The organism is Microcella alkalica (assembly GCF_014137945.1).
Taxonomy (GTDB): Bacteria; Actinomycetota; Actinomycetes; order Actinomycetales; family Microbacteriaceae; genus Microcella; species Microcella alkalica.
Genome location: NZ_JACGWX010000002.1, coordinates 419,806 through 445,679 on the forward strand (window position 1 = coordinate 419,806; position 25,874 = coordinate 445,679).

The following is a 25,874-nucleotide window of genomic DNA, read 5'->3' on the forward strand; positions in this document are numbered from 1 at the left end:
TTCGCTGAGCGCCGTCAGCCTCCCACGGAGCGCGGGCGGTTGCGCTCACCCCCTCCCGGTTGCCGCTAGACTCTCCTACGGCCCACCCCCGCGGAGGGCCAGCCACGGGCTGTGGCGCAGCTTGGTAGCGCACTTGACTGGGGGTCAAGGGGTCGCAGGTTCAAATCCTGTCAGCCCGACAAATGCCGAAAGGGGCCGTCCAATGGACGGCCCCTTTCGGCATTTCTTGGGCTAATCGACATTGCACCTGCGAGCAGGTGGGCCCACGCCGCGCGAGGGGCCCCGGGCGCGGCTCCGCCGCGTCTGGGGGAGCCTGTCGCGCGTCAGAATGTTTGGCAGGGGTAGTTAGTTGCTGATGCAACGCCCCAGCTGAAAGGTCTGAATGTCATGAGTCGTCCCCCCACGATCCCCGCGGAGAAGAAGCTCCGCATCGTGTTGTCCGTGCTGCAGGGCGAGATCACGATCGCCGAGGCAGCCCGCCGCGAGAAGGTCTCCGAGCAAGCGATCGGGAACTGGAAGCGCCAGTTCCTCGAGGGCGGCAAGGCTGGGATCGAGGCGGGCAAGTCCAAGCCCTCGACCCGGGAGCAGCAACTCGAGGACGAGGTCGCCGAGCTCACCCAGGCTCTGGGTGAGGCAGCGGTTGAGATCCGCGTCTGGAAGAAGAGCGCCGAGGGCCGCTTGGGCCCTTCGAGGACCTCGAGGTGATCCGCGTCGAGGCGGGCATGTCGACTTCGAGGTTCTGCCAGCTGATCGACATGCCCGAACGCACCTGGCGGCGCTGGCAGGCCAAAGCGAAGCAGTCCCGACCGCCGAAGGGCCCGTGGCCGCAGCCGGCGAGGGAGGCGGCCCGCGAGCTCGCCACGAAACACGCCTTGGCGCATCCGGCGTGGGGTCATCGGAAGTGTCGGCGACGCTCGAAAACTGAACGGTTTCGGCGCTTGAAAAGTGAACGTTTGTGGGCAGTTTAGTTGGCTGATTCGCCATTGGCGGTTCGCGTGCTGGGGAGGCTGTCGATGCCGCGTCCGCGGAGCCGATAGCTGGCGCCCTTCAGCGTGATCACGTCGGCGTGGTGGACGATGCGGTCGATCATGGCTGCGGCGACTGCCTGGTCCCCGAAGACGCCGCCCCAGCCGGAGAACGGCAGGTTGCTGGTGAGTACGAGAGATGCGTGCTCGTAGCGGGATGAGACAAGCTGGAAGAACAGGTTCGCGGCGTCCTGCTCGAAGGGGAGGTATCCGACTTCGTCGACGATGATCAGCCCGTAGCGGCGGAGCCGGGCGAGCTCAGCCGGGAGCCGGCCGTGCCGGTGGGCGTCGCCGAGACGGGTGACCCAGTCAGTCGCCGTTGCAAACAGCACACGGTGCCCGTGCCGGGCTGCGATGATGCCGAGGCCGGTCGCGAGGTGCGTCTTCCCGGTCCCGGGCGGGCCCAGGAGCACGACGTTGCGGGCCTCGGTCAGGAAAGCGCCGGAGGCGAGTGAGGCAACCTGTTGCCGCACTGCCGATTGCGCGTCCCAGTCGAAGTCGTCGATCGTCTTGCGGGCGCCGAAGGCCGCGGCGCGGATGCGCAGTTCGGCGCCGGAGGCGTTGCGGGCGGACACCTCGCGTTCCAGGACCGCGGCGAGGTAGTCCTCGTGGGTCCAACCTGCGTCGCGGGCCTGCTCCGCCAGCCGGGTCGCGGCCTCGACGATGCGGGGGGCCTTCAGCGCGGCGGCGAGGTAGTGGATTTGCTTGACCGCCTCGGCGCTGGTGACGGCGCCCATCAGCTGACCTCCTCGTCGATCAACCCGAACGCTCTGTCGTAGTCGGCAAGATCGCGGGTCAGGTCCCCCGCAACCTGCGCCGTGCGCGGCTGCTGGAACTGCCGACGCAGCCGTGCCGCCGTCTGGACGTGATTAGGGTCAGTGACAGTGATCCCGCGTGCCCAGATGCGGGCGTGGTCGGCGACGATACGCCCGTCAGCACGCACCCGCACCCGTTCCAGATCTGCGCTCACGTCGACGAGGCGACCAATCAGGGTCGGGTCAACGGAGTAGTCGTTCGTATCCAGACGAACGTAGTAGTCGCGGCCGAGGCGGACCCTGTTGCGCCAGCCCAGATGCAACGGGATCGGCGGCAACGGCAGCATCCCGGCCCGATCCGCTTCCAACCGATCGATGGGTGCGGCCTTGGTCGTGCGCACCACCCGCGCGTTCGCTTTGACCAGCCAGTCGGTGAACTGGGCGTTGAAGTCCGCGGGGGAGGCGAACGAGCGGCCGGGCATGAACGAGGTCTCGAACCACCCGTTGCGGCGCTCGACCACGCCCTTGGACTCCGGGTCGTTCGGCGGCAGGAGCACAAGCCTGGTTGCCAGGGTGCCCATGAAGGTCGCGACGCCCTCCGCTCGGCGGTTGCCGCGCCCGATGCCGGGCTCGTTGTCCCAGATCAGCCGGCGTGGGACCCGCCCCAGCTGCCGGATCACCTCCCACGACCCCAGCAGCAGATCCTCCGTTCTGCGTGTCGGGATCATCCGGCCGGTGACGAACCGCGAGTGCGCGGACGTGATCACCAACACCGGCAGCAGCTTCGCCGTGCCGTCCTCCAGCGGTATCTTCCGCGGCGGGAACCAGAGGTCGCATTGCGCTGCATCCCCCGGTTCCCAGTTCAACCGGTCCGCGGGATCAACTCGTCGGTGCTCCGGCCGCAGCGCCTTCACATTCTGACGGAACCAGGTCATCGACCCCGTCCAGTCAACGCGCTCCGCAATCACCGTCGCCGGCATGTCCGGCGTCTCGGCCAGCAGCGCCCGCACCCGCAGCTCGAACACGGAGAACGACGTCGCCTGCGGAGCCCGAACATACCGTGGCGGCGCGTCCGAGTTCACCGCCTTCACCACCGTCGTCCGCGACACCGCCAACCGCTCGGCAATCCGCGCCTTAGGCACGCCCTCCGCAGCGAGCCTCCTGATCAATGCCCAGTCTTCCAAAGTGATCACTCTCCAATCGTTGAGTGTTCACTTTTCGAGCGTCGTTACTGTCCAGTTTTCGAGCGTCGTCGACAGGAAGATCTGGGCGATGACGCGGCATGACGGTCATAAGGTGTCGCAGGCGACTGTGCTGCGGCTGCTGCGCGATGACGGGCTGATCCTGCCGTCCGAGTACCAGAGGCAGCGCCGCCAGCTCGCGGCGGATCGCAAGGCCGCGTTCGCGAGGAACCCGACGGGGCCCAATCAGGTGTGGCAGCTGGACTTCAGCGAGTTCGAGACCACGACCGGTGGCACCTGGCGGATCGCCGGGTGCCGGGACTGGTTCTCCAAGGTCGAGCATCCGTTCCACGTGTCGCCGACAGCGAATCAGCACGACGCGATCGCGGCGATAGAGCTCGCCTTGGTCGATTACGAAGCGATGTTCGGGCACCCGCTCGTCGACACCTGCCCTATCGATCCCGAGACCGGTGAGCTGCTGCCGGTGGTGACGATCGTGACGGACAACGGCGGCCCGTTCCGGTCGCTGAATTTCGAGCTGTTCATCATGCGCCACCCCGAGCTACGTCACGTCCGCACCCGAGTGAGATCACCGGGTCAGAACGGGTCACGCGAACGCGGATTCGGAACATTGAAATACGAGCGGCTGTTCCTCGACGACATCCCCGACGCGCTCACCCTCGTCGAACGCGCAGAGGACTACCGCATCGAGTACAACACCGAACGTCCTCACGAAGCGATCGCCTGGAACCGGCCGATCGACGTGCACCTCGGCCTGGCCGACCCCACCATCCCCAACTTCGAAATCGAAGAAACCCTGCCAACTACTTGACGCGGGACAAGCCGGTGGGGACAAATCGACCCTGTCAGGCAGACATTCGTTCGCAGAGGACCGCGACATTCGTGTCAGCGGGTTTCGTGAGGGTGCTCCACGAGACGTGCACCTTTGGCCATGAGAAAGCGCTTGTCGCCACGCATTTGCAGCGGGGTACCTCGCGGGGTGGGGTGCAGCGGATCTCCACCGCCCGTGAGCCCGTCGAACGTGAAGAGCTTCACATCGAGGCGTTCGAGCGTCTCCAGGACGTCAGCTCTTGCTCGACGTAGCGTCCGGTTCTTCAACCCACCCCAGGCTCCCAGCACCTCGCTGGCCCCGAATCTTCGGAGGACCGCCCCAATCACTTCGCAGTTCGCTGCTGAGAGACTCGGGTCGAATGGGGACAGGTTTGACGCGTCAGTGGCTCTCTCCGGATAGAGGTTAAGCATCAGCCAACCTGAAGCCCGGTTGTCGATGCTCGCCCTGATGAGACGATTGACCGTCCTGTCGGCTTGAAGGCGAGTGGCATATGACGGATTCATGCAGATCGCGATCAATGGCGGGCTGCTGATCGAGCTACGTTGCACATTGCCGAGGGCAAAACGATGGCTTTGCTCCTCGGGGTCCGGCTCCCAGAAGTCTGGCTCTTGTCCTAGGGGGTACTCAGTCGACACTCAATCCTCCGAGGCTGCTAAGTCGTCCCTGACGTGCCAATATGCCGCCTCAAATGGGCCCGGAGCGAGGAGTCGCAGACGTAGACGTAGGTCCCCTTGATTCCTCGAGTCAGCAACACCGCGTAGACGTTCGAGATGTAACGCAGCAATTCGTCGTCGCTGTAGACCCGCCCCAGCGTCGGGTTGTTCTCCTTGCCTTTCTTGTCGAAGTAGCTGGCGCGGTCGACGATCAGGCGCTGTGCATCCTCGTCCCACTGAAGGTCGTTGCCGATGATGACGCCGGCGTAGTTGAGGTCGTAACCCTGCACCGTGTGGATCGAACCGACTTCTTCCAGCGAGGTCTTCGAGGCGATCCAGTCGGTGGCAGTGGTGTTCCAGCGAAGCTGCCGGCCGTCGAGTTCGATGTCGAATGCCGCGGGGTCGTTGCGGCTCTTCCACTCCCACGCGTAGCCGGCGACAAGGCGCGCGAGCCCGTGTTCGGCGTCGCGCTCGCGGATGGCGTCGTGCATCTCGCCGAGGTCCTCGACGAACCGCAGGTCGTAGCCCTCAAAGTTCCGCGGTGCGGGGGGCGGAGCATCCGGATCGGGAAGGCCCGGGCGCAGGATGCTGCGCACCCACCCGATGTAGTCTTCGCCGGCCTTCACCCGTAATTGCGATACGAGCGGATAGTGACGCCCGTCAGCCTTGGCCTCGTCGACGAGCGCGCGCAGCAGGTTGGGCGGTAGGTCGGCGGGTCGCACGCTCTGCGCGGGATCCACCATGAGGATCTGGTGGCGACTCCGCGCGCGAATCCAGTCGAGCTGCGTCTTGGTGATGTCATCGGCGCCGAAGAGCTTCGTGGTGATGTCGATGAACTGCCGGTTCTGGATGCCCGATGGCTGGTTGGCGCGCTGGTTGAGGCGGTGGGCTTCGTCGACGATGAGCAGATCCCATGGCTCATCGCTCACCCCGACCTGGAACGGCGTCAGCACCTGGATGGGGCTCAGCCCGGGCGTGCGCTTGAAGACGCTTTGGATGCTTTTCCGCAGAGACTGCTGCGGTACGACGAGCCCGACCCGGAAGTCGGTCAGCAGTTGACGATGTCCGTCCGTGAAGAAGTCGGAGAAGATCGAGTCGGCGTCGGGCTCATCATCGGGCCGGGAGGCCTTGATGTCGGCGAGCAACTTCATCAGGTAGATCGCGACGACGGTCTTGCCGGTGCCGGGTTCACCTTGCACGATCAGCAGCTCGCCGATGTTCTCCTCGAGGTCGTCGAAGAGACCCTCCACGATGCTCTCGACGGCGACCGCCTGGTCGGTGGTGAGCGCCTTGTACGGGGAGAGCTTGAAGAGATCACTGTTCTCGATCTCGGGAATGCTGCGGGAGAAGATGCCCTCATCGAGCAACTGCTCGAACACATCCTGGAACGATTCGCGGTACAGCTCGCGGTCGTAGTAGTTGGAGTCGGTGATGCCGTCGTTGCGGTTGAGCACGCGGTAGGTGCCGTCGCCGGCGAGCAGGCGGATGAGGTGCGATTCGAGGTCGAGGCACGCCGACTTGTTGTACCGGTCGTCAAGCACGACCCGGAACTGCGCGAGCAGGCGCTTCTTGTCGGGGTTCTCGAGGTGCTGCAGGATGCGTGCCTCAGCGTTGAGCGTCTCGCCGACGTAGACCTCTTTGAGGCCGGGCGCCTTCACGTTCTTGTCCGCGGCGTCGAGCAGGTACACGACCGGCCAGTTGCGGTGCCGCGGGTCGGTCTTGGCCCACGCGCGCACGGCGTCTTTCTCAAACGCGATGCGCTGAATCTCAGAGCTGGTCATACTTCTCGCTGCGGCCCCGCACAATGTCGGCCGGGTACTTGGCGCGGGTCTGCTCAAGCTTGTCGAGCACGAGCTGCTGCGGGTCAGCGCCGATCTTGTCGGCCAGCAGGAAGCAGTAAGTCAGTACGTCTGCGAGTTCTTCCCGAAGGTGAGCATCGTCGACTTCGCCGCCCCACTGAAATACCTCGAGAAGCTCCGCTGCCTCGATTGAGATGCTCTTCGCGAGGTTCTCAGGTGTGTGGAACTGAGACCAGTCGCGTTCCGCAACGAATGCGCGCAAGGCTTCGAATGCGGCCTCTGTCATGCGCAAAGCGTAGCCGGGCGATGGCGTAAGTCGCCGCCCCTGAAACGGGGGATCGGAGCCAGCCTCAACTTCAGATACCTTCGCCCCATGACGAATGCAGTTGCCGGTTGGTACGACGATGGTTCTGGGCGGCAGCGGTGGTGGGACGGTCAAGCGTGGACGGCGCACTTCGCAGACCAGGCCGTAACCCGTGCGCAGATCTCCAGCCCGACGCCATCTGTCCGCTCGGCCTCCGCAATGCCGAAGGTCGGACTCTTCGGTGGGAAGAGGGCGGCGCTCGCTTACGCAGCTGAAAACGGGCGTCTGCAGTCGCTAATCGACAAGCACGGACTCGCGGAGGTCGAGGAGCTTGACGCGCTCAAGGAGACCTACAAGAAGCAACTCGACGAGCTCAAGGCGCAAATGGACGCGTCGCGGGAAGCCGTCGCGCGTTCCGCAGGCGAGCTTGCGGCCGCCGTTCAACGCGATGTCCTGAGCGCGCGGGCAGCGGTCGAGCTCCAGTCCTACGGGCTATTCGACTACGAGCACCCGGCCGAGTCTTCGACGTTGCTGGGGTCGCAGCTCGATGCTCTCAGGTCTGAAATCAAGCAAACGATTCGCGGGAAGCGAGCCACTCAGGCGAGCAGCAACTTCACCTTCAACGGCTCAACCGCGAAGGGGAAGAAGTTCGTCAGTGACATGTCGAATCTTCTGCTACGTGCGTACAACGCCGAAGCCGAGAACTGCGTCAAGTCGGTGAAGGCCGGGAACCTGCCCACAGCAACGAAGCGACTGAACACCGTTGTGGAACAGATCGCTCGTCAGGGCACGATGATCGATCTTCGAATCACCCCGCACTTCCATCAGCTCCGTATGAAAGAGCTTGCATTAGCTGCCGAGCACCTCCAGGCCCGCCAGCGAGAAAAAGAACTGGAACGAGCGCACAGGGAGGAGCTACGCGAGCAACGCAAGGCCGAGCAAGAACTCGCCAGGCAGAAGGAGAAGCTTGAGAAGGAGCGATCCCACTACGTCGCGACCCTTGCTGCGCTAGAGGCGAATGGTGATGTAGAGGGTGCCCAGCGCATCCGCGATCGCCTGGCGGACGTCGATAGGGCGATCGAGGACGTCGACTACAGGGCTGCGAACATCCGCGCTGGGTATGTCTACGTAATTTCGAACGTCGGGTCATTCGGCGGGGATGTGGTGAAAATTGGAATGACGCGCAGGCTTGAACCGATGGATCGCGTCAACGAACTCGGGGACGCGTCGGTGCCATTCAGATTCGACGTTCACGCCCTCTTCTTTGCCGATGACGCGCTCGGAATCGAGGCGAAGCTCCACAAGAAGTTCGACGAGCACCGCATCAACAAGGTGAACCTGCGACGTGAGTACTTCAAGGTCACGCCAGACGCGGTGCTTGAAGCACTGAAAGCGGAATCGGTCGAGGTGCTGGAGTACGTCCTCGAGCCAGAGGCGCTGGAATTCAAAGTCAGTGCCGCGAAGTCAGCGCCGAAGATCTCCACCGGCGGGTGACCTTCTAGGCGAGCGTGGGTGCGCGACGCGAAGCTCCAGCATCGCGGCGGGGCACGACAGCACGGGGGGGCTAGGAGGCCGAGGGTCGCGAGGTCGAGTAGCGCGCCAGGTCCGCGGGGAGCGAACCCGGCCACCGCCGCGACGAAAGCCCTTGACCCTGTGGCGACCACACAGAGTTCTCTGTCCGCAGGCGAGATTTCTCGCCTCTGACAGAGAGCAGATCGACCATGACCACCACACCTCTTGACGGAGTCACCGACTTCGTCGCCGGGCTGCCGGAGCTCGCGCAGCCGCTCATCGTCGCCGCGCTCGGGATGATCCCGTACGTCGAAGGCGAAGGGTCGGCCGCGATCGGCATCGTCGTCGGCATCAACCCCATCGTCGCCGCGCTCGCGGGCGCGGTGGGCAACATCCTCAGCGTCATCGCCGTGGTGCTGCTGAGCTCGCGGGTGCGCGAGTCCGTCGTGACGCGGCGAGCGTCGTCGGCCGACGGCGGGGGCGTCGCCGTGCTCGAGCACGAACCCGTCGAGGGCACCGAGACCCGGCGGGCGAAGGGCCGCAAGCGCCTGAGCGCCTGGCTCGTGCGCTACGGGGTGCCCGGAGCGAGCATCCTCGCCCCGCTCGCCCTGCCGACGCAGTTCACGGCGGCGTTCCTCGTCGCGTCGGGTGTGCGCAAGGGCTGGGTGCTGCTCTGGCAGGTCGTCGCGATCGTGCTGTGGACGGCGCTCGTCGCCGCCATCGCGCTCGGGCTCGTCACCCTGTTCGGGGCGTGAGCCTGAGCACTCAGTCCGCTGGTGCGGGAGGCTCGTCGCGGGTGCTGCGCATCTCGTCGGCGAGCTCCCGCGCCAGCGTGCTCGCGCGCATGAACACCTGCAGCTGCGCGGGGTTGTAGAGCGCCTTGACGCTCTCGATGAGCGCGTCGCGGGCGTGGGCTCCGCCGGTGGAGCGGCGCGATTCGGGGTCGGCGAGCCACGGATGCTCGAGAAGGTTGCGCGCGAGGGTCGGGGCGAGCCGCTCGGCCAGTCGCTGCACGGTGTCGGGGTCGGCGTCGGCCGGGAGGCTCTCGATCTCGGCCTCGACGGCCGGGTCGCTGGACTCGACCGTGCTGCGCAGGTCGGCGAGCGCGTCGTCGTCGTAGACGCGGCTGTAGAGGTGGACCATCGAGCGGTCGGCCTCCGACATGCGCGCGGCGACGGATTCGAACCCCTCTGGGATGTCGGCGGGGGCTCGTTCTCGGATGACGGCAGCGATTCCGTCGCGCGCCCGCTGCAGTCGCTCGATGCTGCCGGCGAAGTCGGCGTCGACCTCGTGCAGCGCCTGATCCTCGGCGGTCGCGCCGCCCAGATCGGGGATCTGAGCGAGCGGGACTCCGAGGTCGACGAGGCGGCGGATGCGCAGCAGCGCCATGAGGTGCGAGACCTCGTACTGCTTGTAGCCGTTGTAGCGCCGCTCGGGCTCGGGGAGCAGGCCGAGGTGGTGGTAGTGGCGCACCGTGTTGACGGTCGTGCCGGCGAGTTCGGCGAGCTCTCTCGTGCTCCAGGCCATCAGTGGTGCCCCCTCAGCAGCGCCGTCCCGAGTGATCCTGCCGGGCAGAGGCGGACTCGTGCGGGTGACATTTGTGTCGAGGGGCTGCGCGCGACGGGCTACGGCTTCGTTGCGGTGGATGCCCTGCTCGACTGACGAGCCCCGCGACGACCGACACAACAGGTGTCGGATTGTCGGTAGCCTGGCAGGTGTCGCCCGCGCTCATCCGCGCGGGCTTCCGTCTGCTCTCGGAGGCCACCGCATGCTCGCTCTCGACCCTGCCCTTCAGCCCGTCTACGACGAGGTGGTGAGCCGCAATCCGGGCGACACCGAGTTCCACCAGGCGGTGCTCGAGGTCTTCGAGAGCCTCGCGCCGGTCGTCGCGAAGCACCCCGAGTACGCCGACGCCGCGATCATGCAGCGCCTTGTCGAGCCCGAGCGGCAGCTGATCTTCCGGGTGCCGTGGGTCGACGATGCGGGGTGCGTTCAGCTGAACCGCGGGTTCCGGGTGCAGTTCAACTCGGCCCTCGGCCCGTTCAAGGGCGGCCTGCGCTTCCACCCATCGGTCAACGTCGGCATCATCAAGTTCCTGGGCTTCGAGCAGACGTTCAAGAACGCTCTCACCGGCATGCCCATCGGCGGGGGCAAGGGCGGCGCTGACTTCGACCCGAAGGGCAAGAGCGACGCCGAGGTCATGCGCTTCTGCCAGTCGTACATGACCGAGCTGCACCGCCACATCGGCGAGCACACCGACGTGCCCGCGGGCGACATCGGCGTCGGAGGCCGCGAGATCGGCTACCTCTTCGGCCAGTACAAGCGGCTCACCAACCGATACGAGTCGGGAGTCCTCACCGGGAAGGGCATCGGCTGGGGCGGCTCGCTCGTTCGCCGCGAGGCCACCGGCTACGGCGCCGTGTTCTTCGTCGACGAGATGCTGCGCCGCCACGGCCAGAGCCTCGAGGGCAAGCGCGTCGTCGTCTCGGGCTCGGGCAACGTCGCCCTCTACGCGATCGAGAAGGCTCATCAGCTGGGCGCGACGGTGGTCGCCTGCTCCGATTCCGGTGGCTATGTGGTGGATGCCCGGGGCATCGACCTCGAGCTGCTGACCGACATCAAGACGGTGCGTCGCGGTCGCATCTCGCAGTACGCCGACGAGCGCGGTGGAGCGGTCAGCTACGTCGCGGGTGGCTCGATCTGGGACGTGCCGTGCTATATCGCGCTGCCGTGCGCGACGCAGAACGAGCTCGACGACCGCGGAGCGAGGGCGCTCGCCTCGAACGGCGCGCAGGTCGTGGCCGAGGGTGCGAACATGCCGACCACGCCGGCCGGCGTGCGCGTTCTGCGCGAGGCGGGCATCCTCTTCGCCCCCGGCAAGGCGGTGAATGCGGGAGGTGTGGCGACGAGCGCGCTGGAGATGCAGCAGAACGCGTCGCGCGACTCGTGGAGCTTCGAGCACACCGAGCAGCGGCTCGCCGAGATCATGCGGCAGATCCACGACCGGTGCCTGGAGACGGCCGAAGAGTACGGGGTGCCCGACGACTACGTCGCCGGCGCCAATATCGCCGGGGTCACCCAGGTCGCCGACGCGATGCTCGCGCTCGGGGTGGTCTGAGGCGCCGCCCGGTCAGCGCGAGCTGTTGGCGGTTCGCCCGCGCACGATCCCGATGAACTCGCCGACGAGCGGATGCGGGCCGTCGATCGGCCACACGAGCGAGATCCCCGTGTCCGGCGCGCCGGTCACCAGCCGCGCCACCACGTCCTTGCGCGACTGCGCCCGCGCCACTGACTGCGGCATCACCGCGACGCCGACGTTCGCGGCGACGAGCGCCACTGCATCCTCGCCGGTGCCGTCGAGGAGGTCGACGGGCAGAACCGTCTCATCCGCGAGATCCTCGAGCGTGGGCGCGGCAAGGTCGGCGACGAGCGACTCCTTGGGGGCGACCACGACAGGGGCCTCGCGGTACAGGGAGATGGCGTGCCAGTCGTCGGTCGCGGAGGCGTCGCGGAGGAGCGCCATGTGGGCGGTGCCGTCGTGCAACGCGGCGAGAGCATCCGTCTGCGTCATGGGGGTGAGATCGAGGCGACCGCGGGGGCGGCGCTCGCGCCAGATGCGCTCCCACTTGGTCGGGGTGACGCCGGGCACGAAGGCGACGCGCAGGGGCTCGGGGCGCGGATCGGGCATGGGGTCAGGCTACCGGCGAGGCAGGCGGGCGCCGGGGTCGCCTACGCTCGGGGTATGACCGATGCGCCCCGCGAAGACCGCCGCCAGCAGCCGAAGCCCCCGAAGGAGCAGCTGCTCAGCCCGAAGACGGCCGCGAAGAAGCTCGGCGTGTTCCTGCCGGCGACGCCCGCGGAGTTCCAGGAGGCGCAGATCTCGCGCACAGCGCTCATGGAGCTGCAGGAGAACCCGCCCGAGTGGCTGACGTCGCTGCGCCGCGAGGGCCCGCACCCGCGCGATGAGGTCGCACGCCGCCTGGGCGTGTCGAACTCGGCGCTCGCGCGCGGGGGAGTGAGCGACTCGATGACGACGGCCGAGATCACGGCGCTGCTCGAGGAGATGCCCGAGTGGCTCGTCGTCGAGCGCGACAAGCACGCACCGGGCACCGGTGTGAAGCCCGGCACCGCCGTCGGCGAGCGGCCCGTCTCGCCGACCTCGCGGACGAGCGATGACGCGGACGACGAGGACGACGAGCTGCTCTAGCCAGCAGTGCTACTCGACCTCGGCGACCGCGACCTCGCCCTTCTCGAGCTCGGCGAACTTCGCCGCCATCGTCGGGTTGCCGCTCGTGAGCGACTTGATGGTGAGACCGTCGGCCTTGTCGTTCGCCAGCCGCAGGTTGTTCGCCGACTTCATGAGGGCATCCTTGACCTTCTCGAGGTCTTTGATCGCCTCGTCGATGCGCTTCACGGCCTCGCCGAACTGGTCGGAGGCGAGCGTGTAGTTGCGGGCGAAGCCGGTCTTGAAGACCTTCAGGCGTTCCTCGAAGTTGGTGATGTCGACGTTCTGCTCGCGCACGCGGGCGAGCTCGCTCTTCACCTGCTCGGTGCTGAGGGCCGCGTTGCGCAGAAGCGTGATGATCGGCAGGAAGAACTGCGGGCGGACGACGTACATCTTCGGGTAGCGGTACGAGACGTCGACGATGCCCTCGTTGTAGAGCTCGCTGTCGGGCTCGAGCATCGAGACGAGGACGGCGTACTCGCAGCCCTTCGCCGTGCGGTCCTTGTCGAGCTTGTCGAAGAATTCCTCGTTCTTCTTCTTCGTCGCTGTGGCGTCGGCCTCGTTCTTCATCTCGAACATGATCGAGATGACCTGGACGCCCTCGTCGTTCGACTCGCGGAAGATGAAGTCGCCCTTGGTGCCGCCGCTCGCGTCGTTGTCCTTCTCGAAGTAGGCGCGCGGGAAGGCGCCGGAGCGGGCCCGGTTGAAGACGATCTCGCAGTGCTGCTCGAGGGTCTCGCCGAGCATCTTGGTCGACTGCTTGGCCTTGAAGTCCTTGTACGTCTCGATGGTCTGCTGCAGGAGGGCTACCTCGGTGCTGTGCTGCTCTTTGAGGGAGGCCTCGAGCAGCTTCTGCTCGGTGGCGCGCAGCTCGAGGTCGCGCTTGAGGTCGTCGCGCTCCTTCTCGAGGGCGCTCGTGGCCCGGGCGAGGGCGAGTTGGCGGGCGACGTCGGCGACCGACAGCTCGGCCTTGAGCTTCTCGACCTCGGCGTGGGTCTGCGCGACCTCCTTCTCGAGGGCGCTCTTGAGGGCGTCGCGCTCGCGCTCGACAGCGGCGAGGGCCTCGCTCACGGCGAGCTTCTGCGTCGTCTCGGTGGAGCGCAGCTCCGCCTTGAGGCGCTCGATCTCGGCCTGCCGCTCGACGGCGGCGTGCTCGATCTCGGTCTGCCGCTTGGCGGCGTCGCGCTCGAACTTGGCCGTGAGGGTCGCCTCGGCGAGAGCGATCTCGGTCTGCTTCTCCTTCGCGGCGAGCTCGAGCCGCTCGTGGAGCTCCTGCGTGAACTCGCGGTCGCGCACCTGCTTGAGGATCTCGGCGTAGCCGGCCTCGTCGACGGTGAACGCCTTGCTGCAGTGCGGGCAGGTGATCTCGTGCATCGGTGGATCCTCCGGGTCGGTCGAGCACACCCTACGTCGCCGCGGCGACGTTCATGAGGAGGGCGCGTGCCCGCCGAGCAGTCGGAACCGGCACGGTCGACGGAGCGCTCGCACGCGGTGAGGACGACGGCTCCGGTGCCGGAGGCGCGGTCGACGCCGATCCAGCTGCGGAAGCCGCCCGTGCCGCCGTTGTGCCACGTGAGGCTCCGGCCGTCCCGGCCGATCGTGATCCACCCGGCGCCGATGCGGACGCCCGGAGCGTACGCGGTGTCGGGGTCGAGCGCCGAGACGCCGGGCGCAGAGCCGTCGAGGATGCGCTCGATCAGCTCGCGCATGGCACCGATCGTGGCGCGGATGCCCCCGGCCGGCGCGATCGCCTCTCCCGTCCACGCCTCCCGCGGCCGCCCGCGCCGCGAGACGCCGAGGAGGCTCGACGGTCGAAGATCGTCGGGCGTGCGCGGAGCCCAGTACTCCGCCCCGAGCTGGCGCTGCAGCAGCTCGGCATAGCTCGTGCCCTCGGCGGCGGCGTCCGCGTGACCGAGGAGCTGGAACCCGAGGTTCGAGTACCGGCCGCGCGGCGCGCCGACGCGGATACCTCGGCACTGCTCGAGCAGTTCGGCGAGGGTGTCGCCGTACGGGTTCTCGCCGCGCGTCCACAGGCGCCACGAGCGTCGCAGCGGGCGCATGCCGGGAGGAAGGCGGGGGAGTCCCGAGCGGTGCGTCGCGAGCGCCTCGAGCGTGACCCGCTCGAGCGCGCCGTGACCGCCGAGCGGGAGTAGCTCAGCGAGCACGGTGGTGGGTGCCACCCGGCCGCGGTCGATCGAGTCGCGGTAGAGCATCCCGGTCATGGCCTTCGAGATCGACCCGATCTCGAAGTCGGCGCCCTCGGAGACGCCGTGCCACGCAGTCGCCGAGCCCTGCGGCGTGACGAGCGCGACGGCCGCGCGCGGGTGGGCGCGCCCGAGCAGTCGGTCGGCGCTCGCCGAGAGCGACGCGTCGCCCGACCAGCTCGTCATGGCCGCAAGGCTACTGGCCGCCTAGCTCGCGGCGGCCTCGTCGCGCCGCGGCAGAACCCAGCCCGGGCGCGGGTAGTGGCAGGTGTAGCCGTTGGGGTGCTTGATCAGGTAGTCCTGGTGCTCCTCCTCGGCCTGCCAGAACGGGCCCGCCTTCTCGATCGTCGTGACGGCTGGGCCGGGCCAGCGGAGCGTGGCGTCGACGTCGGCGATCGTCTCGCGCGCGACGTGCTCCTGCTCGGGGGTGAGCGGGAAGATCGCCGACCGGTAGCTCGATCCGACGTCGTTGCCCTGCCGGTCGAGGGTCGACGGGTCGTGGATCTGGAAGAAGAACGCCAGGATGTCGCGGTACGTCGTCGCGCTCGGGTCGAAGACGATCTCGACCGCCTCGGCGTGGCCGGGGTGGTTGCGGTACGTGGCGTTCTCGTTGCGGCCGCCGGTGTAGCCGACGCGCGTGCTGATGACGCCGGGCTGCTTGCGGATGAGGTCTTCCATGCCCCAGAAGCAGCCTCCCGCGAGGACGGCCGTCTCGGTGCCGGGGGTGCGGGTGATCTCGCCGGTGCTGATGTCGATGCTCATGAGGCGTCTCCGTCCGTAGTGGTGAAGTGGGTCAGGTACTCGCCGTAGCCCTCGGCCTCGAGCTGGTCGACGGGGATGAATCGCAGCGACGCCGAGTTCATGCAGTACCGCATGCCGCCGGCCTCGCGCGGGCCGTCGTCGAAGACGTGCCCGAGGTGGCTGTCGGCGCCGGAGGAGCGCACCTCGACGCGCTTCATCCACAGCGTGCGGTCGGTCTTCGTGGTGACGGCGTCCGAGCTGACGGGCTTCGTGAAGCTCGGCCAGCCGGTTCCGCTGTCGAACTTGTCGCGGCTCGAGAACAGCGGCTGGCCCGAGACGATGTCGACGTAGAGGCCGGCGACCTTGTTGTCGTGGTACTCGTTGCGGAACGGCGGCTCGGTGCCGCCGTTCTGCGTCACCTTGCGTTGAATGGGGGTGAGGCGGGCGATCGCCTCGGGGGTGGCGCGGTACTGGTTCGTCATGGCGGGTCCTTCCGACGAGGCCGCGACGGGCGGCCACTGGAGTCAACACTGCAACCCCCGCCTGCGTTCCCGCCGTACTCTCGAGCCGTGAGACGGATGCGCGACCCCGCCGCGTGGGAGCGCCATCAGGTGCTCCTGTACGCGCTCGCGATCGCGGCCGGCGCCGCGCTCGGGCTCGGGTTGCCCCGCACCGCTGGCGCGATGGAGGCGGCGATCACGCCCGTGCTCGCCGCTCTGCTGTTCGTGACCTTCCTCGCGGTACCGTTCCGCGATATCGGGCGCGCCGTGCGGTCGGGAAGGTTCCTCGTCGCGCTCGCCGTCGTGAACCTCGTCATCGCCCCGATCGTCGCGTTCGCGCTGTCGCGGTTCGTCGTCGATGACCGCGCCCTGCTGCTCGGAGTGCTGCTCGTGCTGCTGACCCCGTGCGTCGACTACGTCATCGTCTTCGCGGGTCTTGCCGGCGGCGATCGGGCGCGGCTCGTCGCCTCGACTCCGCTGCTGATGCTCGCCCAGACGATCCTGCTGCCGCTCTACCTGCTGCCGATGGCGGGGGAGGCCGTGCTCGCGAGCGTCGAGCCCGGGCCTTTCGTCGAGGCTTTCCTCGTCCTGATCGCGCTGCCGCTCGCCCTGGCGGGTGTCGCCCAGTGGGGCGCATCCCGCTCATCGATCGTCGACCTTGGGCAGCAGGCGGCGCTCACGACGATGGTGCCGCTCATGATGCTGACCCTCGCGACTGTCGTCGGCTCGCAGGTCGCGGCCGTTGCCGCCGACCTGCCGGCGCTGCTGCGGGTCGTGCCCCTGTACGTGGCGTTCCTGGTTCTCATGCCGCTCGCGGGGCTCATCGTGTGCCGGATGCTGCGACTCGACACCCCCGGCGCCCGCTCGGTGACATTCAGCGGGGCGACGCGCAACAGCCTCGTCGTGCTGCCGCTCGCCCTCGCGCTGCCTGCCGAACTCGCCCTCGCACCCCTCGTGGTCGTGACGCAGACGCTCATCGAGCTCGTCGGCATGATCGTCCTGGTGCGGCTGGTGCCGCGGCTCCTGCCGAGCCGGGGGTCGGTCGAGCGCTGACGGACGCGAGCACGTCACAGGCGCCGCCAAGGTTCTCTCGCCATGCTTGCCGCTGTTCCCGACCCCTCTCGCTTGGAGATCCCGAACCCCCGTGCCTCACGACACACCCTCATCGCCTTCCGGCGACCCCAGTCATAGTCGTCCGACCGACGCACTGAGCGCTTCGCACCTCCCGGGTGGTCTCGAGTGATCGAGACGGTCGGCCTCCTCCTCTTCGGCATCCTGGTGATCCTCGTGATCATCGCCGCGAACGGCTACTTCGTCGCCCAGGAATTCGCCTACATGTCCGTCGATCGCGTGAAGCTCGCGGCGCAGGCGAAGTCGGGCGACAAGGCCGCCGCGCGAGCGCTCAAGGTCACGCAGCGCACTTCCTTCATGCTCTCGGGCGCGCAGCTCGGCATCACGGTGACGGGCCTTCTCGTCGGCTTCGTCGCCGAGCCCCTCGTCGGCGAGTCCCTCGGCGTGCTGCTCGGCGGCGTCGGGGTGCCAGCCGCCGTCAGCGTCACCGTCGGCACCGTCGTGACGCTCATCGCGGCGACCGTCATCCAGATGATCTTCGGAGAGCTCTTCCCCAAGAATCTCGCCATCGCGAGTCCCGACCCGCTCGCGCGCGCGCTTGCCCCGTCCACGCTCGTCTACCTCACCGTGTTCGGCTGGCTCATCTCGGTCTTCGACCACTCCGCGAACCTGCTGCTGAAGCTCCTGCGCATCGAGCCCGTCCACGACGTCGACACGAGCGCCACGGCGCGCGATCTCGAGCGCATCATCTACGACTCGCGTCAGAGCGGAAACCTGCCGGAGGAGCTGTCGATCATGCTCGACCGCATTCTCGACTTCCCGCAGCAGGATGTCGAGCACGCGATGATCCCGCGCAGCCGCGTCGGCATTGCTCGCCCAGAGATGACGGTCGGCGAGCTGCGGGGCCTCATGGCGCAGGCCCACACCCGCTACCCGGTGATCGGCGACGACGAGCAGCCGCTCGGGGTCGTGCATCTGGTCGACGTCCTCTCGTCGTCCGCCTCCGACGAGAGCCACGTCGAGTCGCTCATGCGCCCGCCGCTTGTGCTGCCGACTGTCATGAGCCTGCCCGATGCCCTCGCCGAGCTGACCTCCACCCGCAACGAGCTCGCCTGCGTCATCGACGAGTACGGCGGATTCGCCGGCGTCCTCACGCTCGAGGATCTCGCCGAGGAGGTCGTCGGCGAGATCACCGACGAGCACGACGAGGACGACGCGACCAGCCTGCTCGAGCCCGACGACGATGGCATCTGGATCATGGAGGGGGATGTTCACCTCGACGAGGTCGAGCGTGCCGTGAGCGTCGAGCTGCCCCGGGGCGAGGTCGAGACGATCGCTGGTCTCCTGATCGCCGAGCGCGGTTCTCTTCCCGAGGTGGGCGAGATCGCGGTGATCGAGGTGAGCGCCAGCAGCGCCGACCTCGCCGACGAGAGGCCCGCTCGCCGCGCCCTCGAGATCGAGGTGCTCGAGATCGAGCGCCACGTGCCGAGCCAGGTGCGCGTGCGCCTCATCGACTTGCCCGACGACCACGACGGCGATGCGGACGCCAGCGCGGCAGAGCGCGGCGGATCCGAAACCAGCGACAGCGGCGTGGAGACCGGCCGTGCCGCCCACGCCGGCCAGGAGGACCACCGATGAACGGCTGGATCGTCTTTTTCGTCACGACTCTTCTGATCGCTCTGAGCGCCTTCTTCGTCGTCATCGAGTTCGCCCTGCTCGGCGCCCGCCGGCACCGTCTGGAGGAGATGGCGGCGACGAGCCGCTCCGCCCGCGCCGCGCTGCGCGGAGTCAACGAGCTCACCATGATGCTCGCGGTCGCCCAGCTCGGCATCACCGCGTGCACCTTCGCACTCGGCGCCGTCACGAAACCCGCGGTCGATGCGTGGCTCGGCCCGATCTTCACCTCCTGGGGCCTCGCGCCGTGGGCGTCTGACGTGACGGCATTCGCCCTCTCACTGTTCGCCGTGACCTTCCTGCACCTCGTGGTGGGAGAGATGGCGCCGAAGTCGTGGGCGATCGCTCACCCCGAACTCTCCGCTCGCATCATCGGCCTCCCGTCGCGGTTGTTCGTCACGGCACTGCGCCCGCTGCTCAGCTGGATCAACAGCATCGCGAACCGCCTCGTCGCCGCCACGGGCGTGACGCCCGTCGAACGAGCGGCGGTCGGCGGGCAGGATGTCGCCACGATTCGCCTCCTGGTCGAGAGTTCCGCCAAGGCAGGCGTGCTCGAGCCCGAGTACGAGGCGCAGCTCTCGGCGATGCTCGAGCTGCAGTCGCTCACCGTCGAGTCGCTCATCGCGTCGGACCGCACTCCGACGTCGGTCGCGGCGGATGCCTCGGTGGCGGATCTGCGCGACGCCGCGCTGCGATCCGGTCACCTCCGCATCCTCCTCGACGGTCCCGGCCGACCCCGAGTGGTACACGTGCGCGACACGCTGCTCGAGGCGCCCGACTCGCTCGTCGCCGCCCACGCGCGCGACGCGTATGTCATCGCCGCGGGCACTCCCGTCTACGAGGTGCTCGCCCGCATGCGCGAGGCAAGCGTGCAGCTCGGCGTGGTGCTCGACGGTGAGCGCATGCTCGGCGTCGTGACGCTCGCCGATGTGCTGCGGCGAGTTCTGCCCGCGACTCCTGTCGCGCGCTGAGCCCCGGTCCGAGCCGGCCCGGGGCTTGCGGTCGCACGGCGCGTGTGTGTAACGAGCGCAGCACGCTTCGTCGTAAGCCCAACCCTCCAGTCCTCGGGGTTCGACCTCCAGGCATGGTCGTCGAGGACCGCTCCAGGAGATCGTCGAGCGTTCGGTTGCGCACCCGCCCGAGCAGAGGACTCCCTGTGACCGTCACGCCGATCCTTCCCGAGATCGTCGAGCTCCCGGACGCCGGCAGGCGAACGCTCGAGGTCATCCGGCGCATCGCGGGAGGCGAGGTCGCCGGTCTCCGCATCGCCGCGATCGGCGCGACCGCTAGGCGGAGGCCTGAGTGCGGCCAAGGCCGCGGATGCCTCAGCCTGGCCGTCATGCGCGCCCTGATGCGCGAAGGAGCGACCGTGACCGCCTTCGACCCGGAGGCCGACCAGGATGCCGTCGCTGCGCATCCCGACATCTCGTTCGTCGACTCGCTCGCCCGGGCGATCCTCGACGACCGCATCTTCGCCGTGCTCTGCCAGTGGAGGGAGCTGCGGCTGGCTGATCCGTACATCGTCGGTCTGCTCGTCGCGGCCCGGCGCGTCGTCGACTGCCGCCGAGCACTCGATGCCGAGCGCTACAGTGCGGCGCGCGGGGAGTACCTGGCGCTCGACGACTAGGGCGTGTCTCGTAACCTCTGCGGGATGTTGCGGCAGGCTGGGAGCGTGACGCGTACTCGTACTTTGTCGGATTCTGCTTGGGCTCGGATCGAGCCTTTGATGCCGATCGCTTCCCGCAAGGGCGGGCGACCGTTTCAGGAGCATCGTCGGGTGCTGGAGGGGATCGTGTGGCGGTATCGGACGGGTTCGCCGTGGCGTGATCTGCCCGCCGAGTTCGGGCCGTGGCAGACCGCGTGGAAGCGTCATCGCCGGTTCAGCGGAGACGGCACTTGGGATCGTATCTACGCCGAGATCCTCGCTGACGCGGACGCAGCGGGCGAGATCGAATGGGCCGTCAGCGTGGACTCCACCATCAACCGTGCGCATCAGCACGCAACGAACCTCCCGCGCGACACAGGGGGCTCTATCGAGTTACAAGAATTTGCGGGAGGAGCCGCCTGACCACGCGATTGGCAGGTCACGCGGAGGGTTGAGCACGAAGATCCACCACCTCGTCGACGGCCGCGGGCTACCGCTGGTCGTGCTGGTCGGCCCCGGGCAGGCCGGCGATGCCCCGATGTTCCCCGTGCTCATGGACCACCTCAAAGTTGGCCGGCGTGGCCCGGGCAGGCCCCGCTCGAGACCGGACCGCGTCCGCGGCGACAAGGCGTATTCCTCGCGTGCCATCCGCACCCGCCTGCGCGAACGCGGGATCGTCGCCGTGATCCCCGAGCCCTCCGACCAGCAGGGACACCGGCAGCGTCGCGGCTCCCGTGGCGGGCGACCAGTCAGCTACGACGTCGAGGACTACAAGGGTCGCAACGTTGTCGAACGCGGCTTCAACGAAGACAAGCAATGGCGTGGGCTCGCCACCAGATACGACAAACTCGCGCTCACCTACCGCGGCGGCGCGGTCCTGCGAGCCATCACACTCTGGCTCAAACGCTTAGGAGACACGCCCTAGTGAGGGGCGCGCGACTGCAGCGCCGAGACCTCGAGCTCGCGGGCGCTGATCGCGTTGGCGAACGCTCGGATCGTACGGTTGGTGATGCTGGCGTGCGCACGCAGGACGGTGACCGCATCATCCATGCTGGGCGACGGCGAGGGGGCGATCATGCCCTTCGCCTGCTCGATGAGGATGCGGCTGTCGAGCGCCCGGTGCAGCTGCTCGGCGAGGAGCGTGCCCTCCGGAATCTGCGCAGTCGCTGAGGAGGGGGTGACGCGCCGCTCGGTCGCGGGTGTAGCGTCCGAACCCTACGCAGGGCACTCGACCGAGGGCTGTGCGCCGACAGAACGACGGAAGCGCGGGCATCGCGCAGCATGTGGTGGTGTCGGCAAACGTCCCGACCTGCCCGATGCCGCGAGGCGCGGGCGTAATGAGGGTGCGCACTCGTGACTCACTTCGGATTCGTCAGCACCGTCCCCCCGACCCGCTGCGGTCTGGCCACCTTCACCGAGGCCCTCGCCGATGCCCTGCTCGACGACCCCCGCTCGAGCGCGAGCGTCGTGCGTGTGCTCGATGCCCCCGACGGAACCGGACTGACGGGCAGGCTCGCCTTCGCCGGGCCCTCCGTCGATCTCATCGCCGGCCGCCCCCGCACTGTCCGTCAGGCGGCCGCGATGCTGAGCGGGTGCGACGTCGCGATCGTGCAGCACGAGTACGGCATCTACGGCGGTGCCGACGGCGAGGAGGTCGTCGCGCTCCTCGAGGCGACCGCGTCCCCCGCGATCGTGGTGCTGCACACCGTGCTCCCGGACCCGACCGCGCACCAGCACGAAGTCCTCATCGCGGTGTGCCGGCGCGCATCCGTCGTCATCGTCATGACCGAGCGGGCACGGATGACGCTCGCCCGCGTCTTCGGCGTCGACGGGCCGCGCGTGCGGGTCGTCCCCCACGGCGTGACGACGATGGTCGCCGCAGCGCCGCCCGCAGGGTCCACGCGTCGCGTTCTCACCTGGGGCCTCATCTCGCCGGGCAAAGGGCTGGAGTGGGGCATTCGGGCCATGAGCCTCCTGCGCGACGTGCACCCGCAGGTGCACTACCTCATGGCGGGGCAGACGCATCCGAAGGTGATCGCACAGTCCGGCGAGAGGTACCGCACGAAGCTCGCCGGTCTCGTAGCGCAGCTCGAGCTCGAGCAGCGCGTGCGCCTCGACGGGCGGTACCTCGACCCGGCAGAGCTCGCCCGCCTGCTGGCTACGGCCGACGCGGTGCTGCTGCCGTACGACTCGACGGATCAGGCGACCTCCGGGGTGCTTGCCGAGGCGGTCGCGGCGGGGATCCCCGTCGTCGCCACGGGGTTCCCGCACGCGATCGAGCTCCTGGCCGGAGGGGCGGGCATCGTCGTGCCGCATCGCGACCCGGAATCGATGGCGGATGCTTTGCGCGCGATCCTCACCACCGACGCCGTCGCTCACGCGATGCGGCGATCCGCGGCTCTGAGCTCGGCGAACACGAGCTGGCTCGCCGTAGCCGAGCAGTATCGCGCGATCGCCGCTGAGCTCGTCCACTTGCAGCTGGTGTGACCGACCATGGCGCCGAGCACCCTCACCCACCTGATTGCCCTCACCGATGACGTCGGGCTGTTCGAGCACGCCCGGTTAGACGTGCCGCGGCGCGAGCACGGCTACTGCGTCGACGACGTCGCCCGCGCGCTCGTCGCGATGGTGCGCGAGGCCTCCGACGACGCGGATGCTCCCCCCGAGGTGGCCCTGCTGACCGAAACCTACCTGCGGTTCCTGGAGGAGTCGATGACGCCCGACGGCGTCGTGCGCAACCGCCGCGGCGTCGACGGCGCGTGGAGCGACCCGAGCGGCTCCGCCGACTGGTGGGGACGCGCGGTGTGGGCGTTCGGCGTCGCCTCCGCGCACAGCGCCGACCTCGCTACGCGCATCCGCGCCTCGACCGGTGTCGCGACGGCGCTCGCGCAGCGGACGCGAGACCGGCGGACGCACGACCTGCGCCCCACCGTCTTCGCCGCCCTGGGCGCCGCCGAGCTTCTCCTGGTGGACCAGGGGAACGCCGCGGCCCGAGATCTGCTCGAGCGCGTCGACGACGGGATCCCGCCCGGAGCGCACGCCGACTGGCCGTGGCCCGAGCCGACCCTCCGGTACGCGAACGCCGCGATCCCCGAGGCTCTCATCGCGGCCGGCACCGCGCTCGGTCGGCCGGCCACGATCGCGCGCGGGCTGCGCCTGCTCGCCTTCCTGGTCTCGGTCGAGACGCGGGATGGCCGGTTGTCGGTGACCGGCACGACGGGTCGGGCGCGCGGCCAGCTCGCGATGCAGTTCGACCAGCAGCCCGTCGAGGTGGCGGCGCTCGCCGACGCCTGCGCACGGGCGTTCGCGGTGACCGGCGACCCGGCCTGGCTCGAGACCGTGGCCCTCGCCCGGCGCTGGTTCGCGGGCGACAACGACGCGGGAACGCCGATGGTCGACGCCGTCACGGGCGCGGGCTACGACGGTCTCGAGCCCGACGGACGCAATGAGAACCGCGGGGCGGAATCCACGTTGGCCGCGCTCACTGTGCACCAGCAGGCAGCGCGACTCGACGAGGTGGTGCTCACATGACGACCGACGACCGAATGCCCGCCGACCGGATTCCCGCCCGCCGGACCCCGGACCGTCCCGAGCCCGGGCGCATCCACGACGCCGCTCTGCGCGCGGACCCCTCCCGAGTGACCGCGCAGCTGTTCGTGCCGGGGGAGGAGATGGGCGGGTCGCGATCGCGCGCCGCCGAAGTCGTTGAGCGCGTCCTGCTACTCGACGAGAGGGACGTGGAGCGGATCGCCCGTGAGATCGACGGAGACTTCGCCGCCCACGACGCCGATCTCACCACCGTGCTCGCGCACCACGCCGACGTCATCGGCTCGCACCTCGACGACGGGAGCGTACTGAGCGTGGCCCGTCGACACGTGCTCGGTGCGAGCTTCACCGCCGAGTTCGCTGTCGAGGGTGCCGCTCTGTGCAACCCGAGCGCCGTGGAGCACCCCGACCAGAGCGGACTCGAATCGGGCCAGGTGCGGCTCGCGGTGAGCGTGCGCGCGATCGGCGAGGGGCACATATCGTCGATCGGCTTCGCCGAGGCGATTGTGGGGCCCGGGCGCGAGTGGCGCTTCGAGGAGCGCGCGCGCCCTCTGGTGCGGGCGACGATCGCGGAGGGCCGATGGACCCTCGCGCACCTCCGCTCGGCCGTCGAGCACGGTGAGGGCCTCGACGAGATCGCGAGCGCGCTGCTGAGCGTGCTGCCCTCATCCTTCACCTCCACCGATCTCGAGGCGGCGATCGTCGGCCTGCCGCACGAGCTCACCATGAGGCCCGAGAACCATCGTCGTCTCGACGGGCTCCGCCAGCTCGTGAGCTCGGCGTACGAGGCGCGGTTTCCGGCCGATTCAGCGCTCTGTCAGCGAATCCTCATGCCGGTCTCGGTCGAGGAGCATCACGGGATGGAGGACGCTCGCTTCGTGAAGGTCGCCGGCGCCGACGGCGCGACCGAGTATCGGGCGACCTACACCGCCTACGACGGGCACCGTATCGCTCCGCGCCTGATCACCTCGCCCGACCTGCGCGAGTTCACCATTCACCGGTTCACCGGCGACGCCGCGCACAACAAGGGCATGGCGCTGTTCCCGCGCGCGGTCGGTGGCCGGCAGCTGGCACTCAGCCGCACGGGCGGCGAGAGCCTGTCACTGGCCGAGTCGCCGGACGGGCTCGACTGGTGGATCGTCGGCCCCGTGCACACCCCCGTGCACGGATGGGAGGTCATCCAGAGCGGCAACTGCGGATCGCCGATCGAGACCCCCGACGGATGGCTCGTCCTCGTGCACGGCGTCGGCCCGATGCGCGTCTACTCGCTCGGCGCTCTACTGCTCGACCTGGACGACCCTGCTGCCGTGATCGCGAGCACCGCGACGCCGCTGATGTCGCCAGGCCCCGAGTGGCATGCCGGGTACGTGCCGAATGTCATCTACTCCTGCGGCGGCACGATCGTCGACGGCGTCCTGTGGGTGCCGATCGGCATCGGCGACGCGCGGATCGGCGTCTACTCGATCGAGGTCGACGAACTGCTCGCGTCGATGCGGTAGAAACGCAGGCCGCTCTTAAGCGGGCAGGGGGTGCCGCTCGACGCCGACCGGCGGCGCATCACCACCCCGACCCCGGACGACGGCAGCAGGGTGAGCGTCAGTCCTGCGTCGGCGAGCTCGCTCTCGAGCTGCTCGCGAGTGGGCATCCGCCATCGGCAGGTCATCGACAGGCGCTGCACGACCCGCTCGCCGCACCGCACCTCGTAGTCGCTCACGAAGTTGCCGTCGCCGGGGTCGCGATGGCGGGCGGTGTAGGTGAGCCGGCCGATGCGGGTTCGCTCGACGCTCTCGGAGGGCGCACTCTCGATCGGCGGCTCGGCAGCGGGCATCGTGAGCATACCGACGCCCCGGGGGCGAAGACGCGATCCGAGGGCGTCGAAGAACTCTCGTCGGGCGCTCTGGTCCAGGTGACCCATCATGTGCGCCGCGAGGAAGCCGTCGATCTCGGGGGTGTCGGCGAGGCTGTCGCTCGCCGTGCCCCGGCATCACCGTGACGCGCTCGCGGAGCCCCGCGTCGTCGTCGACGCGCGCGAGAAGCTGCGCGCGCATCGTTCGCGATGGCTCGATCGCAGTGATGCGCGCCCGCGTCGCAGCGGCGAGCGCGCGCGTGCCGAGCTCCGAGCCGGCACCGATGTCGACGACGTGCGCGGTCGCGGGCAGGTCGCCGAACGCGGCGGTGAGCGCCGG

26 protein-coding genes, 1 tRNA gene and 1 pseudogene are annotated in these 25,874 nt (G+C 68.6%); 15 read left to right on the forward strand and 13 right to left on the reverse strand.

Annotation, left to right across the window (positions count from 1 at the left end):
- Positions 1-105 precede the first annotated feature (105 nt).
- Positions 106-179: transfer RNA gene (locus FHX53_RS06440), tRNA-Pro, on the forward strand.
- Between the two features lie 208 nt (positions 180-387).
- Complete coding sequence (locus FHX53_RS06445; RefSeq protein ID WP_159502532.1) at positions 388-705, forward strand: transposase; 318 nt, start codon at positions 388-390, stop codon at positions 703-705.
- 259 nt (positions 706-964) lie between these two features.
- On the opposite strand, the gene istB is transcribed toward FHX53_RS06445, so the two are convergent.
- Both istB and istA read right to left on the reverse strand, forming a co-directional pair.
- Positions 965-1,762, reverse strand: a complete 798-nt coding sequence (gene istB, locus FHX53_RS06450; protein ID WP_182490507.1) for an IS21-like element helper ATPase IstB — start codon at positions 1,760-1,762, stop codon at positions 965-967.
- On the reverse strand, positions 1,762-2,973 hold the full coding sequence (gene istA, locus FHX53_RS06455; RefSeq protein ID WP_182490508.1) for an IS21 family transposase: 1,212 nt from the start codon (positions 2,971-2,973) through the stop codon (positions 1,762-1,764). Before istA ends, istB begins: the two co-directional genes overlap by 1 nt.
- 79 nt (positions 2,974-3,052) lie before the next feature.
- Here istA and FHX53_RS06460 point away from each other — a divergent pair, with 79 nt between their 5' ends.
- On the forward strand, positions 3,053-3,793 hold the full coding sequence (locus FHX53_RS06460; RefSeq protein WP_246335501.1) for an integrase core domain-containing protein: 741 nt from the start codon (positions 3,053-3,055) through the stop codon (positions 3,791-3,793).
- A gap of 74 nt (positions 3,794-3,867) precedes the next feature.
- Here the strand turns inward: FHX53_RS06460 and FHX53_RS06465 are convergent, their stop codons facing one another.
- The 3 genes from FHX53_RS06465 to FHX53_RS06475 are packed head-to-tail and all read right to left on the reverse strand — an operon-like array spanning position 3,868 to position 6,552.
- Positions 3,868-4,449 (reverse strand): DUF1643 domain-containing protein, encoded by a 582-nt coding sequence (locus tag FHX53_RS06465; protein WP_182490509.1) that lies wholly within the window; start codon positions 4,447-4,449, stop codon positions 3,868-3,870.
- 17 nt (positions 4,450-4,466) lie between these two features.
- Positions 4,467-6,248 (reverse strand): DUF2075 domain-containing protein, encoded by a 1,782-nt coding sequence (locus FHX53_RS06470; protein WP_182490510.1) that lies wholly within the window; start codon positions 6,246-6,248, stop codon positions 4,467-4,469.
- Positions 6,235-6,552 (reverse strand): nucleotide pyrophosphohydrolase, encoded by a 318-nt coding sequence (locus FHX53_RS06475; RefSeq protein WP_182490511.1) that lies wholly within the window; start codon positions 6,550-6,552, stop codon positions 6,235-6,237. Before FHX53_RS06475 ends, FHX53_RS06470 begins: the two co-directional genes overlap by 14 nt.
- A gap of 87 nt (positions 6,553-6,639) precedes the next feature.
- Between FHX53_RS06475 and FHX53_RS06480 the strand changes: the two genes are divergently transcribed.
- Complete coding sequence (locus FHX53_RS06480; RefSeq protein ID WP_182490512.1) at positions 6,640-8,064, forward strand: SNIPE associated domain-containing protein; 1,425 nt, start codon at positions 6,640-6,642, stop codon at positions 8,062-8,064.
- A 227-nt stretch (positions 8,065-8,291) separates the two neighbouring features.
- Entirely contained in the window at positions 8,292-8,837 is a 546-nt protein-coding gene (locus FHX53_RS06485) for a small multidrug efflux protein (protein WP_182490513.1), read from the forward strand.
- A gap of 10 nt (positions 8,838-8,847) precedes the next feature.
- Here the strand turns inward: FHX53_RS06485 and FHX53_RS06490 are convergent, their stop codons facing one another.
- Positions 8,848-9,609 (reverse strand): MerR family transcriptional regulator, encoded by a 762-nt coding sequence (locus FHX53_RS06490; RefSeq protein WP_182490514.1) that lies wholly within the window; start codon positions 9,607-9,609, stop codon positions 8,848-8,850.
- Between the two features lie 241 nt (positions 9,610-9,850).
- On the opposite strand from FHX53_RS06490, the gene gdhA reads away from it, so the two are divergent.
- On the forward strand, positions 9,851-11,200 hold the full coding sequence (gene gdhA, locus FHX53_RS06495; protein WP_182490515.1) for an NADP-specific glutamate dehydrogenase: 1,350 nt from the start codon (positions 9,851-9,853) through the stop codon (positions 11,198-11,200).
- A 12-nt stretch (positions 11,201-11,212) separates the two neighbouring features.
- Here gdhA and FHX53_RS06500 read toward each other — a convergent pair whose 3' ends face one another.
- Positions 11,213-11,770: a LysR substrate-binding domain-containing protein gene (locus FHX53_RS06500; protein WP_182490516.1), complete on the reverse strand. Its 558-nt coding sequence runs from the start codon at positions 11,768-11,770 to the stop codon at positions 11,213-11,215.
- Between the two features lie 54 nt (positions 11,771-11,824).
- Here FHX53_RS06500 and FHX53_RS06505 point away from each other — a divergent pair, with 54 nt between their 5' ends.
- On the forward strand, positions 11,825-12,289 hold the full coding sequence (locus FHX53_RS06505) for a DUF5997 family protein (RefSeq protein ID WP_220476220.1): 465 nt from the start codon (positions 11,825-11,827) through the stop codon (positions 12,287-12,289).
- 9 nt (positions 12,290-12,298) lie between these two features.
- Here the strand turns inward: FHX53_RS06505 and FHX53_RS06510 are convergent, their stop codons facing one another.
- The 4 genes and pseudogenes from FHX53_RS06510 to msrB form a co-directional block, all read right to left on the reverse strand.
- Entirely contained in the window at positions 12,299-13,681 is a 1,383-nt protein-coding gene (locus tag FHX53_RS06510) for a DUF2130 domain-containing protein (RefSeq protein WP_182490517.1), read from the reverse strand.
- A 161-nt stretch (positions 13,682-13,842) separates the two neighbouring features.
- A pseudogene (locus FHX53_RS14155) lies at positions 13,843-14,697 on the reverse strand (serine hydrolase domain-containing protein); the annotation flags it as partial.
- A 21-nt stretch (positions 14,698-14,718) separates the two neighbouring features.
- Positions 14,719-15,273, reverse strand: a complete 555-nt coding sequence (gene msrA / locus FHX53_RS06520) for a peptide-methionine (S)-S-oxide reductase MsrA (protein WP_220476221.1) — start codon at positions 15,271-15,273, stop codon at positions 14,719-14,721.
- Positions 15,270-15,734, reverse strand: coding sequence for a peptide-methionine (R)-S-oxide reductase MsrB (gene msrB / locus FHX53_RS06525; RefSeq protein ID WP_182490518.1), 465 nt, complete (start codon positions 15,732-15,734; stop codon positions 15,270-15,272). Before msrB ends, msrA begins: the two co-directional genes overlap by 4 nt.
- A 96-nt stretch (positions 15,735-15,830) precedes the next feature.
- On the opposite strand from msrB, the gene FHX53_RS06530 reads away from it, so the two are divergent.
- The 5 genes from FHX53_RS06530 (at position 15,831) to FHX53_RS06550 (ending at position 21,067) form a co-directional block, all read left to right on the forward strand.
- Positions 15,831-16,805 (forward strand): arsenic resistance protein, encoded by a 975-nt coding sequence (locus FHX53_RS06530; RefSeq protein ID WP_182490613.1) that lies wholly within the window; start codon positions 15,831-15,833, stop codon positions 16,803-16,805.
- A 186-nt stretch (positions 16,806-16,991) separates the two neighbouring features.
- A complete protein-coding gene (locus FHX53_RS06535) occupies positions 16,992-18,461 on the forward strand; it encodes a CNNM domain-containing protein (protein ID WP_182490519.1) in 1,470 nt (489 codons plus the stop codon).
- The gene (locus tag FHX53_RS06540) at positions 18,458-19,468 is read left to right on the forward strand and encodes a CNNM domain-containing protein (RefSeq protein ID WP_182490520.1); all 1,011 of its coding nucleotides are present in this window, start codon (positions 18,458-18,460) and stop codon (positions 19,466-19,468) included. The genes FHX53_RS06535 and FHX53_RS06540 overlap by 4 nt, the downstream gene beginning before the upstream one ends.
- A 185-nt stretch (positions 19,469-19,653) precedes the next feature.
- The gene (locus FHX53_RS13815) at positions 19,654-20,124 is read left to right on the forward strand and encodes a UDP binding domain-containing protein (RefSeq protein ID WP_182490521.1); all 471 of its coding nucleotides are present in this window, start codon (positions 19,654-19,656) and stop codon (positions 20,122-20,124) included.
- A gap of 45 nt (positions 20,125-20,169) precedes the next feature.
- Positions 20,170-21,067 (forward strand): IS5 family transposase gene (locus tag FHX53_RS06550; protein ID WP_425488290.1). Its coding sequence is split into 2 segments (ribosomal slippage): positions 20,170-20,507 and positions 20,506-21,067, totalling 900 coding nucleotides; the frame shifts between segments, so codons are not numbered across the junction.
- Here FHX53_RS06550 and FHX53_RS06555 read toward each other — a convergent pair.
- On the reverse strand, positions 21,064-21,297 hold the full coding sequence (locus FHX53_RS06555) for an ANTAR domain-containing protein (RefSeq protein ID WP_182490614.1): 234 nt from the start codon (positions 21,295-21,297) through the stop codon (positions 21,064-21,066). The two genes, FHX53_RS06550 and FHX53_RS06555, sit on opposite strands and share 4 nt — an antisense overlap.
- Before the next feature lie 198 nt (positions 21,298-21,495).
- On the opposite strand from FHX53_RS06555, the gene FHX53_RS14015 reads away from it, so the two are divergent.
- From FHX53_RS14015 to FHX53_RS06570, 3 genes are read left to right on the forward strand one after another with little or no spacing between them, the layout of a single operon-like run.
- Complete coding sequence (locus FHX53_RS14015; protein WP_182490522.1) at positions 21,496-22,629, forward strand: glycosyltransferase; 1,134 nt, start codon at positions 21,496-21,498, stop codon at positions 22,627-22,629.
- A gap of 6 nt (positions 22,630-22,635) precedes the next feature.
- Complete coding sequence (locus FHX53_RS06565; RefSeq protein WP_182490523.1) at positions 22,636-23,673, forward strand: glycosyltransferase; 1,038 nt, start codon at positions 22,636-22,638, stop codon at positions 23,671-23,673.
- Positions 23,670-25,187, forward strand: a complete 1,518-nt coding sequence (locus FHX53_RS06570) for a glycoside hydrolase family 130 protein (RefSeq protein WP_246335503.1) — start codon at positions 23,670-23,672, stop codon at positions 25,185-25,187. Before FHX53_RS06565 ends, FHX53_RS06570 begins: the two co-directional genes overlap by 4 nt.
- On the opposite strand, the gene FHX53_RS06575 is transcribed toward FHX53_RS06570, so the two are convergent.
- Positions 25,145-25,516: a hypothetical protein gene (locus FHX53_RS06575; RefSeq protein WP_182490524.1), complete on the reverse strand. Its 372-nt coding sequence runs from the start codon at positions 25,514-25,516 to the stop codon at positions 25,145-25,147. The genes FHX53_RS06570 and FHX53_RS06575 overlap by 43 nt on opposite strands.
- Positions 25,517-25,874 lie beyond the last annotated feature (358 nt).